The 17,053-nt window shown below is 64.5% G+C and carries 14 protein-coding genes and 1 other RNA gene; 10 read left to right on the top strand and 5 right to left on the bottom strand.

All coding sequences use genetic code 11. The features are described from left to right. Window positions 1-5: 5 nt before the first annotated feature. The 4 genes from cobC (at window position 6) to EHW12_RS17955 (ending at window position 4,128) form a co-directional block, all read left to right on the top strand. On the top strand, window positions 6-1,040 hold the full coding sequence (cobC, locus tag EHW12_RS17970) for an Rv2231c family pyridoxal phosphate-dependent protein CobC (protein WP_125051392.1): 1,035 nt from the start codon (window positions 6-8) through the stop codon (window positions 1,038-1,040). Then, the gene (locus EHW12_RS17965) at window positions 1,037-2,170 is read left to right on the top strand and encodes a Nif3-like dinuclear metal center hexameric protein (RefSeq protein ID WP_125051390.1); all 1,134 of its coding nucleotides are present in this window, start codon (window positions 1,037-1,039) and stop codon (window positions 2,168-2,170) included. The genes cobC and EHW12_RS17965 overlap by 4 nt, the downstream gene beginning before the upstream one ends. 108 nt (window positions 2,171-2,278) lie before the next feature. Then, entirely contained in the window at window positions 2,279-3,016 is a 738-nt protein-coding gene (locus EHW12_RS17960; RefSeq protein WP_003941604.1) for a C4-type zinc ribbon domain-containing protein, read from the top strand. After that, a complete protein-coding gene (locus EHW12_RS17955; protein WP_125051388.1) occupies window positions 3,013-4,128 on the top strand; it encodes a bifunctional RNase H/acid phosphatase in 1,116 nt (371 codons plus the stop codon). Before EHW12_RS17960 ends, EHW12_RS17955 begins: the two co-directional genes overlap by 4 nt. 29 nt (window positions 4,129-4,157) lie before the next feature. On the opposite strand, the gene EHW12_RS17950 is transcribed toward EHW12_RS17955, so the two are convergent. Together EHW12_RS17950 and EHW12_RS17945 are read right to left on the bottom strand one after the other, a co-directional pair. Further along, entirely contained in the window at window positions 4,158-5,393 is a 1,236-nt protein-coding gene (locus tag EHW12_RS17950; RefSeq protein WP_125051386.1) for an SLC13 family permease, read from the bottom strand. Between the two features lie 28 nt (window positions 5,394-5,421). After that, the gene (locus EHW12_RS17945; RefSeq protein WP_125051384.1) at window positions 5,422-5,949 is read right to left on the bottom strand and encodes a DUF1697 domain-containing protein; all 528 of its coding nucleotides are present in this window, start codon (window positions 5,947-5,949) and stop codon (window positions 5,422-5,424) included. Window positions 5,950-6,003: 54 nt separating this feature from the next. Here EHW12_RS17945 and rnpB point away from each other — a divergent pair. The 3 genes from rnpB (at window position 6,004) to EHW12_RS17930 (ending at window position 8,457) form a co-directional block, all read left to right on the top strand. Further along, window positions 6,004-6,418, top strand: an RNA gene (gene rnpB, locus EHW12_RS17940) — RNase P RNA component class A. A gap of 319 nt (window positions 6,419-6,737) precedes the next feature. Continuing rightward, window positions 6,738-6,923, top strand: coding sequence for a hypothetical protein (locus EHW12_RS17935; RefSeq protein WP_007735457.1), 186 nt, complete (start codon window positions 6,738-6,740; stop codon window positions 6,921-6,923). A gap of 124 nt (window positions 6,924-7,047) precedes the next feature. Next, window positions 7,048-8,457, top strand: coding sequence for an RNB domain-containing ribonuclease (locus tag EHW12_RS17930; protein WP_064113243.1), 1,410 nt, complete (start codon window positions 7,048-7,050; stop codon window positions 8,455-8,457). A gap of 4 nt (window positions 8,458-8,461) precedes the next feature. Here EHW12_RS17930 and pip read toward each other — a convergent pair whose 3' ends face one another. Genes pip through panB form a run of 3 tightly spaced genes read right to left on the bottom strand, consistent with a single transcriptional unit; the run spans window position 8,462 to window position 10,812 of the window. Continuing rightward, complete coding sequence (pip, locus tag EHW12_RS17925) at window positions 8,462-9,454, bottom strand: prolyl aminopeptidase (RefSeq protein WP_064444133.1); 993 nt, start codon at window positions 9,452-9,454, stop codon at window positions 8,462-8,464. Next, entirely contained in the window at window positions 9,454-9,891 is a 438-nt protein-coding gene (locus tag EHW12_RS17920; protein ID WP_007735455.1) for a hypothetical protein, read from the bottom strand. Before EHW12_RS17920 ends, pip begins: the two co-directional genes overlap by 1 nt. Window positions 9,892-9,942: 51 nt before the next feature. Next, window positions 9,943-10,812, bottom strand: a complete 870-nt coding sequence (gene panB / locus EHW12_RS17915) for a 3-methyl-2-oxobutanoate hydroxymethyltransferase (protein WP_064074745.1) — start codon at window positions 10,810-10,812, stop codon at window positions 9,943-9,945. Window positions 10,813-11,019: 207 nt separating this feature from the next. Between panB and EHW12_RS17910 the strand changes: the two genes are divergently transcribed. From EHW12_RS17910 to EHW12_RS17900, 3 genes are all read left to right on the top strand, one after another. Beyond that, window positions 11,020-12,591: an alpha/beta hydrolase gene (locus tag EHW12_RS17910; protein WP_007735453.1), complete on the top strand. Its 1,572-nt coding sequence runs from the start codon at window positions 11,020-11,022 to the stop codon at window positions 12,589-12,591. Window positions 12,592-12,698: 107 nt separating this feature from the next. Next, a complete protein-coding gene (locus EHW12_RS17905; RefSeq protein ID WP_003941637.1) occupies window positions 12,699-14,039 on the top strand; it encodes a glutamine synthetase family protein in 1,341 nt (446 codons plus the stop codon). After that, window positions 14,036-17,050, top strand: coding sequence for a bifunctional [glutamine synthetase] adenylyltransferase/[glutamine synthetase]-adenylyl-L-tyrosine phosphorylase (locus EHW12_RS17900; protein WP_125051382.1), 3,015 nt, complete (start codon window positions 14,036-14,038; stop codon window positions 17,048-17,050). Before EHW12_RS17905 ends, EHW12_RS17900 begins: the two co-directional genes overlap by 4 nt. The last annotated feature ends 3 nt before the right edge of the window (window positions 17,051-17,053 follow it).

Below are 17,053 nucleotides of genomic sequence, written 5' to 3'. Positions count from 1 at the left end.
ACCGGGTGAGTACCGGAACGGTTGACCTGGAGAGCTTGCGACATCACGGCGATGTCGAAGCGGAGCCCGGGTTACTCGATTTTGCCGTCAACGTTCAAGGCTCCGGCCCGCCGAAGTGGTTGCGGGATCGGCTGGCCGCAGGGCTGGCGACGCTTGGTTCGTACCCGTCGGCCGCAGCGGAACTGAAGGCTCGCGAAACGGTCGCGCAGCGGCACGGGCGCCGGCCCGAAGAGGTGTTGTTGCTCTCGGGCGGTGCCGAGGGATTCGCGATGCTGCCGCGCCTGGGCGCTCGTTCGGCAGCGCTGATCCATCCGTCGTTCACCGAGCCGGAACTGGCACTGCGAGAGGCCGGTGTGCCGGTGACTCAAGTGATTCTGGAGCCGCCTTTCGAGCTTCGGACCGCGCAGGTACCCGAATCCGCGGACCTTGTCGTTCTGGGCAATCCGACCAACCCGACGTCCGTGCTTCACCCCAAGGCCGATGTGTTGGCATTGCGTCAGCCGGGCCGGATCCTGGTGGTGGACGAGGCCTTCGGCGACGCGGTCCCCGGCGAAACGGAGAGCATCGCCGGTGTCGAGTCGGCGGATGTACTGGTCCTTCGGAGCCTGACCAAGACGTGGGCGCTCGCCGGATTGCGGTGTGGATACGCGATCGGCTCTCCCGATCTTCTGGCTCGACTCAGTCACGGCCGAGCCCACTGGCCGTTGGGCAGTCTGCAGATCGAGGCCATCACGGCGTGCTGCGAACCGTTCGCCGTCGAGCAGTCGAGGATCAAAGCCGACGCGATTGCCGTGGACCGCCGAGACATGTCGCGGCGACTGACCGAGATCGGGATTGCCGTGCACGAACCCGCTGCGGGGCCGTTCGTGCTCATCGACGTCCGTGACGGCGCCACGATGCGAGAGCACCTGCATGCCCGCGGAATCGCGGTCCGCAGGTGCGACACCTTTCCCGGACTCGGCCCGGATCGGCTGCGCGTGGCCGTCCGTCCAGCCGAGCAGGTTGCGGTACTGATCGAAGCGATGAAGGAGATCTTGTGAGTGGCCCAACCCTTGCGGACGTCATAGCCGTGCTGGAATCCGCTTATCCGCCGGCCCTGGCGGAATCGTGGGACTCGGTCGGTCTGGTCTGCGGCGATCCGGCCGACGCTGTGACGAGAGTGGTTTTCGCGGTGGATCCGACCGAGGCAGTGGTCGACGACGCCATCGTCTCCGGTGCCGACCTTCTGGTCGTTCACCATCCACTTCTGCTGCGTGGGGTGGACACCGTCGGTGCTCACACACCCAAAGGTGCGTTGGTTCACAAGCTCATCAAGGCGGGATGCGCACTGTTCTCGGCGCACACCAATGCGGACTCGGCCGACCCCGGAGTGTCCGACGCGTTGGCGCAGGCTCTGGGCCTGACCGTGCTGCGCCCGATCGAACCCAAGCCGACGCAGCCGCTCGACAAGTGGGTCGTCATGGTTCCGGTGGAGAATGCATCGGCCGTGCAGGATGCACTTTTCGAGGCCGGGGCTGGGCGGATCGGTGACTACAGCCAGTGCAGTTGGACCGTCACCGGTACGGGTCAGTTCCTGCCCGCCGACGGAGCGAATCCGACGATCGGGACCGTCGGCGTTGTGGAGCAGGTTCGCGAGAATCGTGTGGAAGTGATTGCCCCTCGCGGAAAGCGAAGCGCAGTGCTGGGCGCATTGCGTGCCTCCCATCCGTACGAGGAACCGGCCTTCGATGTCTTCGAACTCGCAGCGTTCCCCAGTTCACTCGGACTGGGGCGGTTGGGTGAGCTCGACCACCCCGAAACCTTGCGGGAATTCACCGCGCGAGTGGCGCGCTCACTGCCCTCGACCGAGTGGGGTGTTCGCGCGGCCGGAGATCCAGACGCGACCGTTCGTACCGTGGCGGTGTGCGGCGGTTCCGGCGACTCGTATCTCGACGTGGTGGCGGCACTGGGCGCCGACGTCTACGTCACTGCGGACCTGCGGCATCATCCCGCGGACGAGCATCTACGCGCCGGTGGCCCGGCTCTGGTCGACGTCGCGCACTGGGCGAGTGAATACCCGTGGTGCGCACAGGCGAAATCGGTGCTCGACGCCGCGTTTGCCGACAATCCGGAGTGGGAAAGCCGGGTTTCGACAATTCGCACCGATCCGTGGTGTTTGAGTGCGCATTAGTGCAGCGCTCTGCAAGGTACGGTTGCACGAACAATTCAAGAGCAGTTCTTCGAGAGCCGTCCTTCGCGAGCACTGCCGACATCGGACTTACAGCAGGAGTTATACAGCGTGAACGTCGAACCACAGGTGCAATCCAAGCTTCTCGACCTCGCCGGGGTGGATGCTGAGCTCACTCGGATCACCCACCGACGCGGAGCGCTTCCCGAGCAGCAGGAAGTCGAACGTCTCGAGGCCGAGCGAATCAGCCGTAAAGACGCGTCCGTAGCCGTCGAAATCCAGATCGACGACATCGATCGCGACATTCGCAAGCTCGAAGGCGAGGTCGACGCGGTTCGTCAGCGCGAGGATCGTGACCGCACACTCTTGCAGAGCGGGTCGGTCGGGGCGAAGCAGCTCACCGAACTCGAACACGAACTCGGCAGCCTGGTCCGGCGTCAGGGGCTTCTCGAAGACGAGTTGCTCGAAGTGATGGAGCAGCGTGAGGCGTTGCAGGCCGATCACGATCACGCCGGTGCCCAGCTGTCCCAGGCCGAAGAAGAGCTGATCGACGCCAAGCGTCGCCGCGACGATGCCGTCGCTGATCTGGACAAGGCGCAGGAGCGTTGTGCCGCCGATCGTGAACGACTCGTCGGTGAATTCCCCGCCGATTTCCTTGCTGTCTACGAGAAGCAGCGCAGCCTGGGCGGACCGGGCGCGGCGCTTCTGCAGGCACGCCGATGCGGCGCTTGCCGGATCGAGATCGACCGCGGCGAGATCTCCCGAATCGCCGCGACACCGGCCGACGTCGTAGTTCGTTGCCCAGAGTGCAATGCAATCATGGTGCGTACCAAGGAGTCCGGTCTGTGACTCTCTCGCAGGTCATCGTCGAGGCCGACGGTGGATCGCGGGGCAATCCCGGTCCGGCCGGCTACGGAGCGGTGGTGTTCGACGCCTCGCGCTCGGTGTTGGCCGAACGCAAGGAAAGCATCGGTATCGCGACCAACAACGTCGCCGAGTACCGCGGACTGATCGCCGGGTTGATCGCTGCCGGTGAGCTCGGCGCGTCGACGGTCGACGTCCGCATGGATTCCAAGTTGGTCGTCGAGCAGATGTCCGGGCGCTGGAAGGTCAAGCACCCGGACATGATTCCGCTGCAGCGGCGCGCTGCCGAGCTGGCGACGCAGTTCTCGCGAGTGACCTACACGTGGATTCCTCGCGGCGAGAACTCTCATGCCGATCGTCTTGCCAACGAGGCGATGGACGCGGCTGCCGGCATCGAAACCGCAGCCCCCGCACCCGCCGCGCCGTCCGAAGAGACGTCGGAGCCGCAGATCGCCGGCTCTCCGGGATGGATCGCCACCACCGGCAAGCCGACACGAATGTTGTTGCTACGTCACGGACAGACAGCGATGTCGGTCGATCGCCGGTATTCCGGACGCGGGAATCCGGAGCTCACGGAACTGGGCCGCGCGCAGGCTGCCGGCGCAGCCGGACGCTTCGGGAACCGAGGCGGTATCGACGCCATCGTCTGCTCACCCCTCGGCAGAACCCGTGAGACGGCAGAGGCATCGGCCCGCGTGCTCGGTTTACCCGTCGTCGAGCACAAGGGTTTGATCGAAACCGATTTCGGCGACTGGGACGGACTCACGTTCCGCGAGGCAGCCGAGCGTGACCCGGACCTGCATCGCGAATGGCTCTCGGACACTTCGGTGCGTCCACCGGGCGGCGAGAGTTTCGACGAGGTACGCGAACGAGTCGTCGCCGCGCGTGACGACCTGATCTCGACCTACGGCGGCGCGACGCTGTTGGTCGTCTCTCACGTCACCCCGATCAAGACTTTGGTGCAGCTGGCCCTCGATGCCGGGCCGTCGTTGCTGTACCGGTTGCATCTGGATCTGGCGTCGCTGAGTATCACCGAGTTCTATCCCGACGGGGGAGCCTCGGTCCGGTTGGTCAACGACACGTCACACCTTCGCTGAAAGAGCCCCGACGGCTGATCAGCCTCTGATCAGATCACCAACCACAGGGCACTCACGGCGGCGAGCAATGTCAGTGGCGTCGTGATGACCCCGAGCAGAGTGAATGTCGCCAGCGTGGGCGGTGCGCCCGCGCTGGTGGCGACTCGTCGCCAGAGCATCGTTGCCAGTGAGCCCACGTAGGTGAGGTTGGGGCCGAGGTTGACGCCGATCAACATCGCAAGCACCAGCGCTGGAGGTGCCGCCGTTCCGAGCGCTGCGATCATCAGCAAGGTTGCCGGCAGGTTGTTGACGAGATTGGACGCAACCGCCGCTACCGCGGCGACAAAGAGCAGTGAGCCGTAGCTGGTGTCGCCTGGCAGGATCTGCGCAATCCATTCGCCCACCGGCCCGTTCGCGACTCCGGCGACGATGATTCCGAGAACCAGGACGAACGCGCAGAACCAGAGGTCGGCAGCGTAGAGCATCTTGGCGGCGGTCGTACGGTGCCGAGCCAGAGCGATCGCTCCCAGGACACTCGCACCCACCACCGCGATCCAGGCGGGCTCGATCCCGAAGAAACCCGAAACCGCGAAACCGAGCAGCGTCATTCCGATCACCGTCAGCGGCAGAATCGGCGCAGGCGCAGATCTGGCTGCCACCGGCGGTTCGGCGCTGTCGCCCCGCGCGAGTTCCGAACGGAAGAACAGTCGAAAAATAAGGTACTCGACAGCGATCGTCACGACCCACGGCAACGCCATCAATGCGGTGAAGTGCAAGAACGTCAAACCTGTTGCGGCAAAAGCGATGAGGTTGGTCAGGTTGGACACCGGCAGCAGGGTCGACGCCGAATTCGACAGGTGCGCACTGGCATAGGAATGCGGCCGGGGACTTGCTCCGATGGATCGTGCGGCCGCGATCACCGCGGGTGTCAGCAGCACGACGGTGGCGTCGAGGCTCAGGACCGCCGTGGTCAGGGCGGCGGCGCCGAACACATAGATCAGCAGTCGGTGCGGAATGGCGAGGGATCGTTGCTGCAGGACCTGGCTGACCCAGCGGAAGACACCGAGAGCGTCCGCGGCGTGAGCGAGAACCAGCACGGCCACCAGGAAAACGACGGTAGGCGCCATGCTCGTCAGTTCTTCGCGGGCTTCTTCGAGAGTGACGACACCGGTCAGAAGCACGATCACGGCTGCTGGGCCGGCAACGGTGATTTCGGGAAGTCCGCGTGGACGCACTATCGCAAAGACGAGTACGGCGGCGACGAGCAGGATGGGAAGAAGAGTCACGCGGTTGTGCTCCGCGTCGGGGCGAGCGTCATTTGAGCAGTTTGTAGAGCGTGTTCAGGTTTCGGGTTGTGGTGAACGCCTTGAACTTCGGTTTTCCGGTGTTCCGGCCGAACGCGCTCTTGACGGTCTGCCCCTTCTCGACCTCCCAGTACAAGACTCCGTCGCCTGCCGCCACACGCTCGACCGAGGCATCGAGTTGCGCTGCCGCAGTGCTCAATTCCTCCAGGATTTCCGGCTCGGAGGCAACCATCGCATAAGCGTGCCAACCCTCGCGTTCGCGCTCGAACGGGTAGTTGTCCACGATCGCCTGCAGTGTCGGAATGTCGAGGACGAACACCCAAGCCTCGTAGCCGAACTCGCGGGCAAGGGCGGATTCGATCTGTTTCTTCAGCGTCGGGATGTCGGTGCTCGGACTGTCGAACAGAACGTTGCCTGAGGCCAGGACGGTTTTCACCCCTTGGAATCCGAGGTCACCGAAGACTCTCGCCAGGTCCGTCATCTTGATGTTGATGCCGCCCACGTTGATACCGCGTAGCAGGGCCACGTACCGAGTCATACGGTGACCATAGTGCCGGCCACCGACAGGCGCCCGGTAGCATACGGGGGCGGACGAGTTGGCCGGGCGGCCGCGGCTTCTGGAACCAGCGCGTATCGCGCACAGGCCTGGGGCCGAGGAAAGTCCGGACTCCACAGAGCAGGGCGGTTGTTAACGGCAACCCGAGGCAACTCGCGGGACAGTGCCACAGAAAACAGACCGCCTGCCTTTCGAGGCAGGTAAGGGTGAAACGGTGCGGTAAGAGCGCACCAGCACCTCGGGTGACCGGGGTGGCTAGGTAAACCCCGCCCGGAGCAAGGTTGAAGGTCGCATCGCTCGCGGTGCGGCTGCGCAGGTGTTCGAGGGCTGCTCGCCCGAGCCTGCGGGTGAACCGCTCGAGGCACCCGGCGACGGTGTGCCCAGATGGATGGTCGCCACTCGGCACTTCGGTGCCGCAGGACAGGATCCGGCTTACACGCCGACTCGTCCGCCCGCGATCTGCACAGTGAGAAAAAGAAGACCCCCACCGGATCGGTGGGGGTCTTCTCTGTTCGAAAAGCTGTCAGACAGGCTTGATGACCAGCAGCGTAGCCCAGTACGTTGCCGCGTCATGGCCCATGAGCGGGAGGAGGTAATCGTAAAGAATTGCGGACATGCGCACTCCATTTTCTGTTCGTAGCTTGTGTTGGGCATTCAAGCAGAACTCACCGTTCGAATGTCCGGTTCTCACCTGCCAGGCCAAGTAGAAAGAATATCAGTCTCACAGCGATCTACAAGCTTCTATCTCACTCTGATGTCACACTGTGGATATGACTGATGAAGATCGACTCTGGTACTTCGACGTGTCCGACGGTTCCGTCACGCAGGGAAAGGGTGCGTCCTCGCTGACGAGGATGGGGCCGTACCCTGATCGGGACTCTGCCGAGCATGCATTGAAGATCGCTGCCGAACGCAACAAAGCCGCCGATCGGGCAGACGAAGACTGGAACAACTGAGCCTTGGAATAACTGAGACTTGGAACAGCTGGGACTTGGAACAGCTGGGACTCGAACAACTGGGACCGGTACTGCTGCTACACCGGCCCGAACCGATCATGGAGGATGCGTGCCCGCAAGTCGAATGATGGTGCAGGGAATCGACTTCGGAGTGGTTCGGGCGGAGTTCGACTTGCCGGGAGCATTCTCGGCCGCGGCGCAGGCCGAGGCCGAGAATGCCGTGGATCGTTTCGGTGCCGGGCGTGTCGACGAAACGGGTATCGCCTTCGTGACCATCGACCCTCCCGGATCGATGGACCTCGACCAGGCAGTGCACATCGAGAAGACCTCGACCGGGTACGTCGTGCACTACGCGATCGCCGACGTCGCGGCGGTGGTGACGCCGGGTGGCGCTCTCGACATCGAAACCCGCAAGCGGGGCCAAACCTTCTATCTCCCGGACGGTTCCGTCCCGCTGCATCCCCGAGCGTTGTCGGAGGGATCGGCGAGTCTGCTGCCGGACGTGGTTCGCCCCGCCGCGCTGTGGCGGATCGAACTCGACGCGCAGGCCGAGCCGACGTCGTGGCAGGTGAGACGCGCTCTGGTGAAATCGGTGGCACGTCTGGACTATTCGACCGTGCAGCGCGATGCCGACGCGGGAACCTTGCATCCGTCCATCGCCGCACTACCGGAGTTCGGACGATTGCGCAGTGTCTCGGCGGTTGCCAGGGGTGCCATCGAGCTGAAACTGCCCGAGCAGTCAGTGGTTCGGGATCAGCCGGAGGACGAGTCCTCGGCTCGCTGGCGGATCGAACTGGAGCCACGCACCGAAGCGGACGACTGGAACGCAGAAGTGTCGCTGCTGACCGGGATGTGTGCCGGCCGCATGATGATCGACGCAGGTATCGGGTTGCTTCGCACGCTGCCGCCGGCCGAGGAGTCCGCGGTTCGGACCTTGCGGAGAACTGCAGTGGCGCTGGGTATCACGTGGCCGGAGGGGCAAAGCGTCGGGCAGATTCTTGCCGGACTCGATTCCAACGAGCCGTCGACGATGGCGCTGATGTCGGTTGCACCGTCGTTGCTGCGCGGCGCAGACTACGCGGCCTTCGACGGCCGACTACCGGAGTTGACGGTGCATGCGGGGATCGGAGCGCCCTACGCTCACGTGACTGCTCCGCTGCGCCGACTGTCCGATCGTTTCAGCACCGAGGTGTGTCTGGCGATCACAGCTGGTACGCCGGTACCGGAATGGGCGCGCACTGCACTTCCCGAGCTGCCCGACATCATGAGTGGGTCCGACTCGCTGGCGAACAAGGTCGACCGTGCGTGCATCGATCTGACCGAGTCCACGCTGCTCGACGGCCGGGTCGGCGAGGTCTTCGACGCAGTGGTGATGCGCGCCAAGGACGGAAAGCGCTCGGCGGAAGTGTTTGTCCCGTCGGTCGCGGTGATTGCGAAATGCGTCGGAACGCCCGACGACGGTGAGCGCGCAAAGGTGCGACTCACCGCCGTCGACACCGTCAAACGGACGGTGGAATTCACGTTCCCGGCGTAGGGAGCTACCGGTAAGAATCGGTGGCTTCCACCAAGTGATGTGCGATGCCGGGCTCCATGGCGGAGTGTCCGGCGTCGTCGACGATCACGAGCTTGGATTCGGGCCACGCCTTGTGCAGCGCCCACGCGCTGGTGGCGGGGCAGACGACGTCGTAGCGGCCCTGGACGATCGTCCCCGGAATGCCGTGCAGTGCGGAGCTTTTGCGTAGGAGTTGGTTCTCGTCGAAGAACCCGCCGTTGACGAAGTAGTGGTTCTCGATACGGGCGAAAGCCAAGGCGAACCGGGTCTCGGAGTTCTGTTCGATCTTGTCCGCCTGTGGGTACAGGTAGCTCGTCGATCCTTCCCAAGCCGACCAGGCGATGGCTGCGCGGGCCGCGACGTCGGGGGCTTCGGAATGGAGCAGTTGGTGATAGACCGCGACGAGGTCTTCGCCGCGCTGCGCCTCGGGTACCGGTTCGAGGAATTTGTCCCAGCGCTCCGGGAAGATGTTTCCCGCGCCGCCGTTGTAGTACCAGTCGATCTCGCTACGACGCAGGAGGAAGATCCCGCGCAGGACCAGCTCAGTGACGCGCGTAGGAAACGTTTCGGCGTAGGCGATGGACAGCGTGGAACCCCAGGACCCGCCGAAAACCATCCACTTGTCGATCGAAAGATGTTCGCGCAGGGCTTCGATGTCGGCCAGCAGCTTGTCCGTCGTGTTCACCGACAGGTCGGCGCCGTCGGCAACGTGAGGGGTGGACCGCCCGCAGCCGCGCTGGTCGAGTAGAACGATGCGGTATGCGGCCGGATCGAAGAACTGGCGTACCGCCGGTTGCGCACCACCGCCGGGGCCACCGTGCAGGAACACCACCGGCTTGCCGTCCGGATTTCCGCTGACTTCCCAGTACATGCTCTGGCCGTCACCGACATCGAGGAAGCCGGTGACGAAAGGCTCGATCGGGGGATACAGACTCCGGAGAGTCGACGGCTGCCCTGAAGTGGCTGACGTGTCGGTCATCAGAAGCCCACCAGGCCGGAGGCGAGATCGGGGATCTCGAGTGCGGAAATCGCGCCGCTCCGGACGTCGGGGCACGCGGCTGAGGTTGCCGCGTCGATGCTTTCGCGGTTCTGAGCGAGATCGAGCAGGTTGATGCCGTTCTGCGTCGCCCACGTGATGACGATCGTGTTCAGTCCGCCCTTGCCGAGCGTCGGGGTGACGGTCCGCCAGTTCTGCAGCTGCCCTTCCATATCCGAGCACAACTGCTGGACCTGAGCGTCGGTGAACGTCGAACCGGACGCGGTTGTTGCCGGCGCCGTCGTGGTGGAACTCGCGGGCGTAGTGCTGCTGGGCGCGGGAGAGTTGGTGGACCCTCCCGCGCATCCGCTCAGCACCGTGACGAGAGCTGCCGCACCGACTACAGCTGCGGCAGTAGAACTTCGACGGTTACCGATCATTGAACGCACCCCTGGCTGGTTGAGAGACAGGCGGCGTTCGCCGGTCTCGGATCAGAAACTGTGTTCTGCGGCCGGGAAAGCGCCAGTGCGAACTTCTGATGCATAGGCTGCGGCTGCGGAACGCAGTTCGTCACCGACGTTACCGAAACGCTTGACGAACTTGGCTGTCTTACCGCTCGTGTAACCCGCCATGTCCTGCCAGACGAGTACCTGAGCGTCGCATTCGGAACCGGCCCCGATGCCGACGGTGGGGATGGTGAGTTTGCGGCTGACCTGGCCCGCAATCTCGGCCGGAACCATTTCCATGACGACGGAGAACGCCCCGGCTTCCTGGACTGCAATGGCGTCCGCCACAAGCTGCTCGGCCGCGTCGCCGCGACCCTGGACGCGGAATCCGCCGAGCGAGTTCACGCTCTGCGGGGTGAATCCGACGTGAGCCATGACGGGGATGCCGGCCGAGGTGATAGCCGCGATCTGCTTACTCATCCGCTCGCCGCCCTCGAGCTTGACGGCGTGCGCGAGGCCTTCCTTCATGAACCGCGTCGCAGTCGACAGGGCCTGCTCGGCGGAACCCTCGTAGGTGCCGAAGGGGAGGTCGGCGACGACGAGTGCGTGCGGCGCGCCGCGAACGACGCCACGCACGAGCGGGAGCAGTTCGTCGACGGTGATCGGCACGGTGGTGTCGTAGCCGTAGACGACGTTGGCGGCAGAGTCGCCGACGAGCAGCACCGGGATGCCTGCGTCTTCGAAGATGCGTGCCGTCGAGTAGTCGTAGGCGGTGAGCATCGACCAGCGTTCACCGTTCTGCTTCATTTCGGCGAGGTGGTGAATGCGCGTCTTACGCTTCGGTGCATCGGTAGAGCTTGCAGTGGGTACAGAAACTGCACTGGGTACAGAACCGTAGAGAGGTGTTTCGGACATCGTTGTCCCTTTCTGGCCTCGAGGCCCTGAGCGTTGATCGCCTTCGGGTCCCCGGGTGTGGGTGATGACGTGTTCAGTCTGCCACCGGACATCGCCGACACGAATAGTTGACGGGGTGCAATGGGTCACATCACCGCGCGCGTATCAGGTAGGTGCCGAGACGAGGCGAACCGCTGGCTATCGCGGTTTCCTGGCACCATCGATGGCATGTCGAAGTTCGTTCGCCTCTCCGGTGCCCTCGCCGGAAGCGCAGCAGTGCTCGTGTTGGTTGTCGGTTGCACCAGTTCGGAAGGCACGCCCGAATCAGTGGAACCTGCTGGTTCTGCCGCGTCCGCGGTGCCGTCCGGCCTCGAGAAATTCTACGAGCAGACGCTCGACTGGGGTTCGTGCGACCAATTTGTCGAAGAAGGAACTGCGCCGCTGGGGCGTGGGATCGACTGCGCCGAGGTGAGCGTTCCCGTCGACTACGCGAATCCGAACGGCGACACCGCGAAGGTGGTGATCTCGCGTTCGAAGGCAACCGGCGACCGCATCGGCTCACTGTTGCTGAACCCCGGCGGGCCGGGTGGGTCCGGGCTGTCGATGGCGACCTCGGGTTCGGGCACCGAATTGCAGGAACGTTTCGACATGATCGGCTTCGATCCGCGGGGGATCGGGGCGTCGACCCCGCAGGTTCGGTGTTTGACGCCGGAGGAGACCGACGCGGAGCGTGCGGAGGTCAACGTCGACATGACGCCGGAGGGCATCGCTCTCGCCGAGGCGGACAGCAAGGACTACGCCGCCAAGTGCGCTGAGCGGACCGGTACGGAGTTCCTCGCTCATGTCGGTACCTACGAGGTGGTGCGAGATATGGACGTCATTCGGGGCGTTCTCGGCGATCCGAAGATGAACTACCTCGGGTTCTCGTACGGGACCCGGCTCGGATCCACGTACGCGGAAACCTTTCCGCAGAACGTCCGAGCGATGGTCCTCGACGGCGCGCTCGACCCCGAGCAGGATCCGGTCGACGAAGTGGTCTTGCAGGGGCAGGGCTTCCAAGGCGCGTTCGACGCCTTTGTCGCCGACTGTGTCTCGCGAACGGATTGCCCGCTGGGTGATGATCCGGCGCAGGCGCAGGCACGCTTTCAGGCACTCGTCGATCCGTTGATCGAGAAGCCGGCACAGACCACCGATCCGCGCGGGCTAAGTTATTCCGACGCGATCACGGGCGTGCAGCAAGCTCTGTACTCGCCACAGTTGTGGACGCCGCTGCGTGGGGGTCTGTCGAGTCTGGCCGACGGACGCGGCGACTCGCTGCTCAATCTCGCCGACATGTACGAAGGCCGTGAGGATGACGGCAGCTACTCCAACATCAACGACGCGTTCAACGCCATTCGCTGCGTGGACGATCCGGCAACCACCGACCGCGCCGAGGCCGGCGAATCCGACACTCGGTACCGCGAGGCGGCGCCGTTCCTCGACGACGGCCGCGGGACGGGTCAAGCGCCGCTCGACCTGTGCGCGTTCTGGCCCGTTCCGGCTACCGGCAGCCCTCACGCGCTCGACCCCCAGGCGCTCGCTGACGCCGGTCTGCCGCAGCTGGTCGTCGTGTCCACGACGCAGGATCCGGCGACCCCGTATCAGGCCGGAGTGGATCTCGCGAAGCAGTTGGGCGCTGCTCTGATCACGTTCGACGGAACCCAACACACGGTGGTTCTGGACGGAAACTCCTGCGTCGACGATGCCGTCGTCGACTACTTCGTTTACTTGAAGGCTCCGGAAGAGGGTCTGACATGTTAACCGGCGCGACGCCGTACGCTGCGCCTATTCGATGGTGACCAATCACTCTGCTAACCGGGACCACTGATGTAACACAGATTTAACGTGGCTTGCTTAGTCTCGCGTGCATGGATCGCCAAAAAGAATTCGTGCTTCGTACCCTGGAAGAGCGCGACATTCGGTTTGTCCGCTTGTGGTTCACCGATGTTCTCGGGTACCTCAAATCGGTGGCGATCGCCCCCGCCGAACTCGAAGGCGCCTTCGAGGAGGGAATCGGATTCGACGGTTCCGCCATCGAGGGATTCTCTCGAGTCTCCGAAGCCGACACCGTCGCTCGGCCCGACGCCTCGACATTCCAGATCCTGCCGTGGGCGCACAAGGACGGTGCGCAGCATTCCGCTCGCATGTTCTGCGACATCACGATGCCCGATGGTTCGCCGTCGTGGGCCGATCCGCGCCACGTACTGCGTCGCCAGCTGAGCAAGGCCAGCGACTTGGGCTTCAGCTGCTACGTCCACCCGGAAATCGAGTTCTTCCTTCTGGAGAACGGCCCGATCGACGGCACTCCACCGATCCCGGCCGACTCGGGCGGATACTTCGACCAGGCCGTGCACGATTCGGCTCCGAATTTCCGCCGCCACGCCATCGACGCACTCGAGTCGATGGGCATCTCGGTCGAGTTCAGCCACCACGAGGCCGCGCCGGGTCAGCAGGAGATCGATCTGCGCTACGCCGACGCACTCTCGATGGCCGACAACGTGATGACGTTCCGGTACGTCGTCAAGGAGGTCGCGATCGGTGAAGGCGTCCGGGCGAGCTTCATGCCCAAGCCGTTCAGCGATCAGGCCGGCTCCGCGATGCACACCCACATGAGCCTGTTCGAGGGCGACACCAACGCCTTCCACAATCCGGACGATCCGATGCAGCTCTCCGAGACCGGCAAGGCGTTCATCGCCGGCATCCTCGAGCACGCCAACGAGATCAGTGCGGTCACGAACCAGTGGGTCAACTCGTACAAGCGACTCGTCCACGGGGGAGAGGCACCCACTGCTGCGTCGTGGGGCCCGTCCAACCGATCGGCTCTCATTCGCGTCCCGATGTACACGCCCAACAAGGCGTCCTCGCGCCGCGTCGAGATCCGTAGCCCAGACTCGGCTTGCAACCCGTACCTGACTTTCGCGGTCCTGCTTGCTGCCGGTCTTCGCGGCATCGAGAAGGGCTACACCTTGCCGCCCGAGGCAGAAGACGACGTGTGGTCGTTGACCTCCGCCGAGCGCCGCGCCATGGGTTACAAGGAACTGCCGAGCAACTTGGACAGCGCTCTGCGCGAGATGGAGAAGTCGGAGCTCGTGGCCGAAGCACTCGGCGAGCACGTCTTCGATTTCTTCCTGCGCAACAAGCGTCGTGAGTGGGAGGAATACCGCAGCCACGTGACGCCGTTCGAGCTCAAGACCTACCTCGGTCTGTGACGGTGAAACCGCCCGCTGCGAGATCAGCAGTTCCAGGACCGGGTCGACTCGGGCTGGTCGAGCCCACCGCTGCCGACGAGTTGCGTCAGCTCGGTTGGGTCGACGCCGAGAGCATCGAACTCTTGTGGTCGCTGTCGCGTGCCGCGAACGCCGACCTCGCTCTGCGCACCCTTGTGCGGATCAAGGACGGGCTCGGCGACGGGTGGCGCGAACTCGATCAGGTCCTGCGCAAGGACAAGAGCCTGCGCGGCCGTTTGTTCGCACTGGTGGGTGCGTCGTCGGCCTTCGGCGACCACCTGGCCGCGGATCCGATCGGCTGGAAACTGCTCGACGGCACCGCTCTGCCGACCAAGGACGAGGCGACTGCAGCCTTGCTGGAGGTCGTGGGTGCAACTGTCGACGAGGGTGCCACCGAAGGTTCCCTGACCTACCGCGCCACGGTGACCGGGCCGGAAGCTGTTGTTGCTCTGCGTAAGAGCTACAAGGACCAGCTGATGCTGCTGGCTGCGGCTGATCTTGCGGCGACCGTCGAGAACGAACCCGTAGTTCCGTATCAGACTGTGGGGCACCAGCTTTCCGATCTGGCCGACGCCGCGCTGACCGCTGCACTTGCGGTGGCCATCGCAACGGTGTGTCCCGAGGGCAGCTGTCCGATCCGGCTCGCCGTGATCGCCATGGGCAAATGTGGTGCGCGCGAGCTGAACTACGTCTCCGACGTCGACGTGGTGTTCGTCGCCGAACCGGCCGATGCGACGGCCAGTCGCGTTGCCGGTGAGATGATGCGTATCGGTACCTCCGCATTCTTCGAGGTCGATGCTGCGCTGCGGCCCGAAGGCAAGCGCGGAGAATTGGTTCGCTCCCTCGAATCCCACATCACGTACTACAAGCGCTGGGCCAAGACCTGGGAGTTCCAGGCACTGCTCAAGGCTCGTCCGATGACCGGCGACATGGAGCTCGGTCGCCAGTACTCCGAGGCGATGAGCCCGATGGTGTGGATCGCCTCCGAGCGCGAGGACTTCGTCCCCGAAGTCCAGGCCATGCGTCGACGCGTCGAGGAAATGGTTCCCCCCGAACTGCGTGAGCGTGAACTCAAACTCGGCCGCGGAAGTTTGCGCGACGTCGAATTCGCCGTCCAACTCCTGCAATTGGTGCACGGGCGCGCCGACAGTTCGTTGCATGTCCAGAGCACCGTCGATGCACTGACTGCATTGGCGGCGGGTGGATACGTCGGCCGCGACGACGCCGCCAACCTGACTGCGTCGTACGAATTCCTGCGTCTGCTCGAGCACCGTCTGCAGTTGCAGAAGCTCAAGCGCACACACACCCTGCCGCCGCCGGACGACGAGGAAGCGCTGCGTTGGCTGGCCCGCGCCGCGCACATGCGACCCGACGGTCGTCTGGATTCCCTGGGAGTCCTGCGCGCCGAGATCAAGCGGAATTCGCATCGGATTCGCCGCCTGCACGCCAAGTTGTTCTACCGCCCGCTTCTCGAATCGGTGGCGCGGATGGACAAGGAAGCACTGGTCCTGGGGCCAGAAGCCGCGGTTCGCCAGTTGGCCGCTCTCGGTTACACGGCACCCGAGCATGCTCTCGGACATCTGACGGCGCTGACGAGTGGCGCTTCACGCAAGGGTCGCATTCAAGCGCTCCTGTTGCCGACTCTGCTCGAATCACTCGCGGACACACCGGATCCCGATGCAGGTCTGCTCGCTTACCGCAGGCTCTCGGACGCGCTCGTCGACCAGACGTGGTTCCTGCGCCTGCTCCGCGACGAGGCTGCGGTGGCCGAGCGTCTGATGACCGTGCTGGGCTCGTCGGCGTACCTACCCGACCTGCTCATCAAGGCTCCCGACGTGATTCGCTTGTTCGCGGATTCGCCGAGTGGACCGCGCCTGGTCGAGCCGAAGCCCGAGGACGTCGCTCGCGGAATCCTCACCGCCTCCGGCCGACACAGTGATCCCAATCGTGCTGTTGCTGCGGCCCGCTCGTTGCGGCGACACGAACTTGCGCGAATCGCGTCGGCCGACATCCTCGGCATGCTCGATGTTCCTGCAGTCTGCAAGGCGCTGTCCTCGGTGTGGGCCGCGGTGCTCAATGCATCGCTCTCCGCGGTGATCAAGGCCAGCGTCACCGAACTCGGGACCGAGGCGCCGGCCAGTTTCTCCGTCATCGGCATGGGCCGACTCGGCGGTGGCGAACTCGGCTACGGATCCGATGCGGACGTGCTGTTCGTGTGCGAACCCCGCGAGGGCGTCGACGAGACCGTTGCGGTCAAGTGGGCCAACAGCATTGCCGACAAGGTGCGCAAGCTTCTCGGGGCACCGAGCACGGATCCTCCGCTCGAAGTCGACACCGGATTGCGTCCGGAAGGCCGCAACGGACCGATGGTGCGCACGCTCGAGTCCTACGACGCGTACTACGCGAAGTGGGCTCAGGCGTGGGAGATTCAAGCGCTGCTTCGTGCGCACCCGGTTGCCGGTGATCCTGAACTGGGACTGCGGTTCCTGCACATGATCGACAAGACGCGCTACCCCGAAGGCGGCGTCAGTGACGCGGCGGTGCGCGAGATCCGGCGCATCAAGGCGCGAGTCGATTCCGAAAGGCTTCCTCGCGGAGCCGATCCGGCGACGCACACCAAACTGGGTCGCGGCGGCTTGGCCGACATCGAGTGGACTGTGCAATTGCTGCAGCTGCGCCACGCCGACAAGATCGAGTCGCTGCACAACACGTCGACCCTCGAGACTCTCGACGCCATCGGCGCCGCGGAACTGCTCAGCGAAGGTGACGTCGAACTGCTGCGTGGCGCCTGGATCACCGCGACGAAGGCACGCAACTGCCTCGTTCTGGTGCGGGGGAAGCCGACCGATCAGCTTCCCGGCCCGGGCCGTGTTCTCGCGGCGGTGGCGCAGGTCGCTGGATACGGCGACGACGCAGGGGAATTCCTCGACAATTACCTGCGCATCACGCGTCGGGCAAAAGCAGTGGTGGAGAGGGTCTTCGGCGGGGAGTAGCGT

This window comes from Rhodococcus sp. NJ-530, from assembly GCF_003860625.1.
Lineage (GTDB): Bacteria > Actinomycetota > Actinomycetes > Mycobacteriales > Mycobacteriaceae > Rhodococcus_F > Rhodococcus_F qingshengii.
This window is presented reverse-complemented; position numbering and strand designations above follow the sequence as displayed.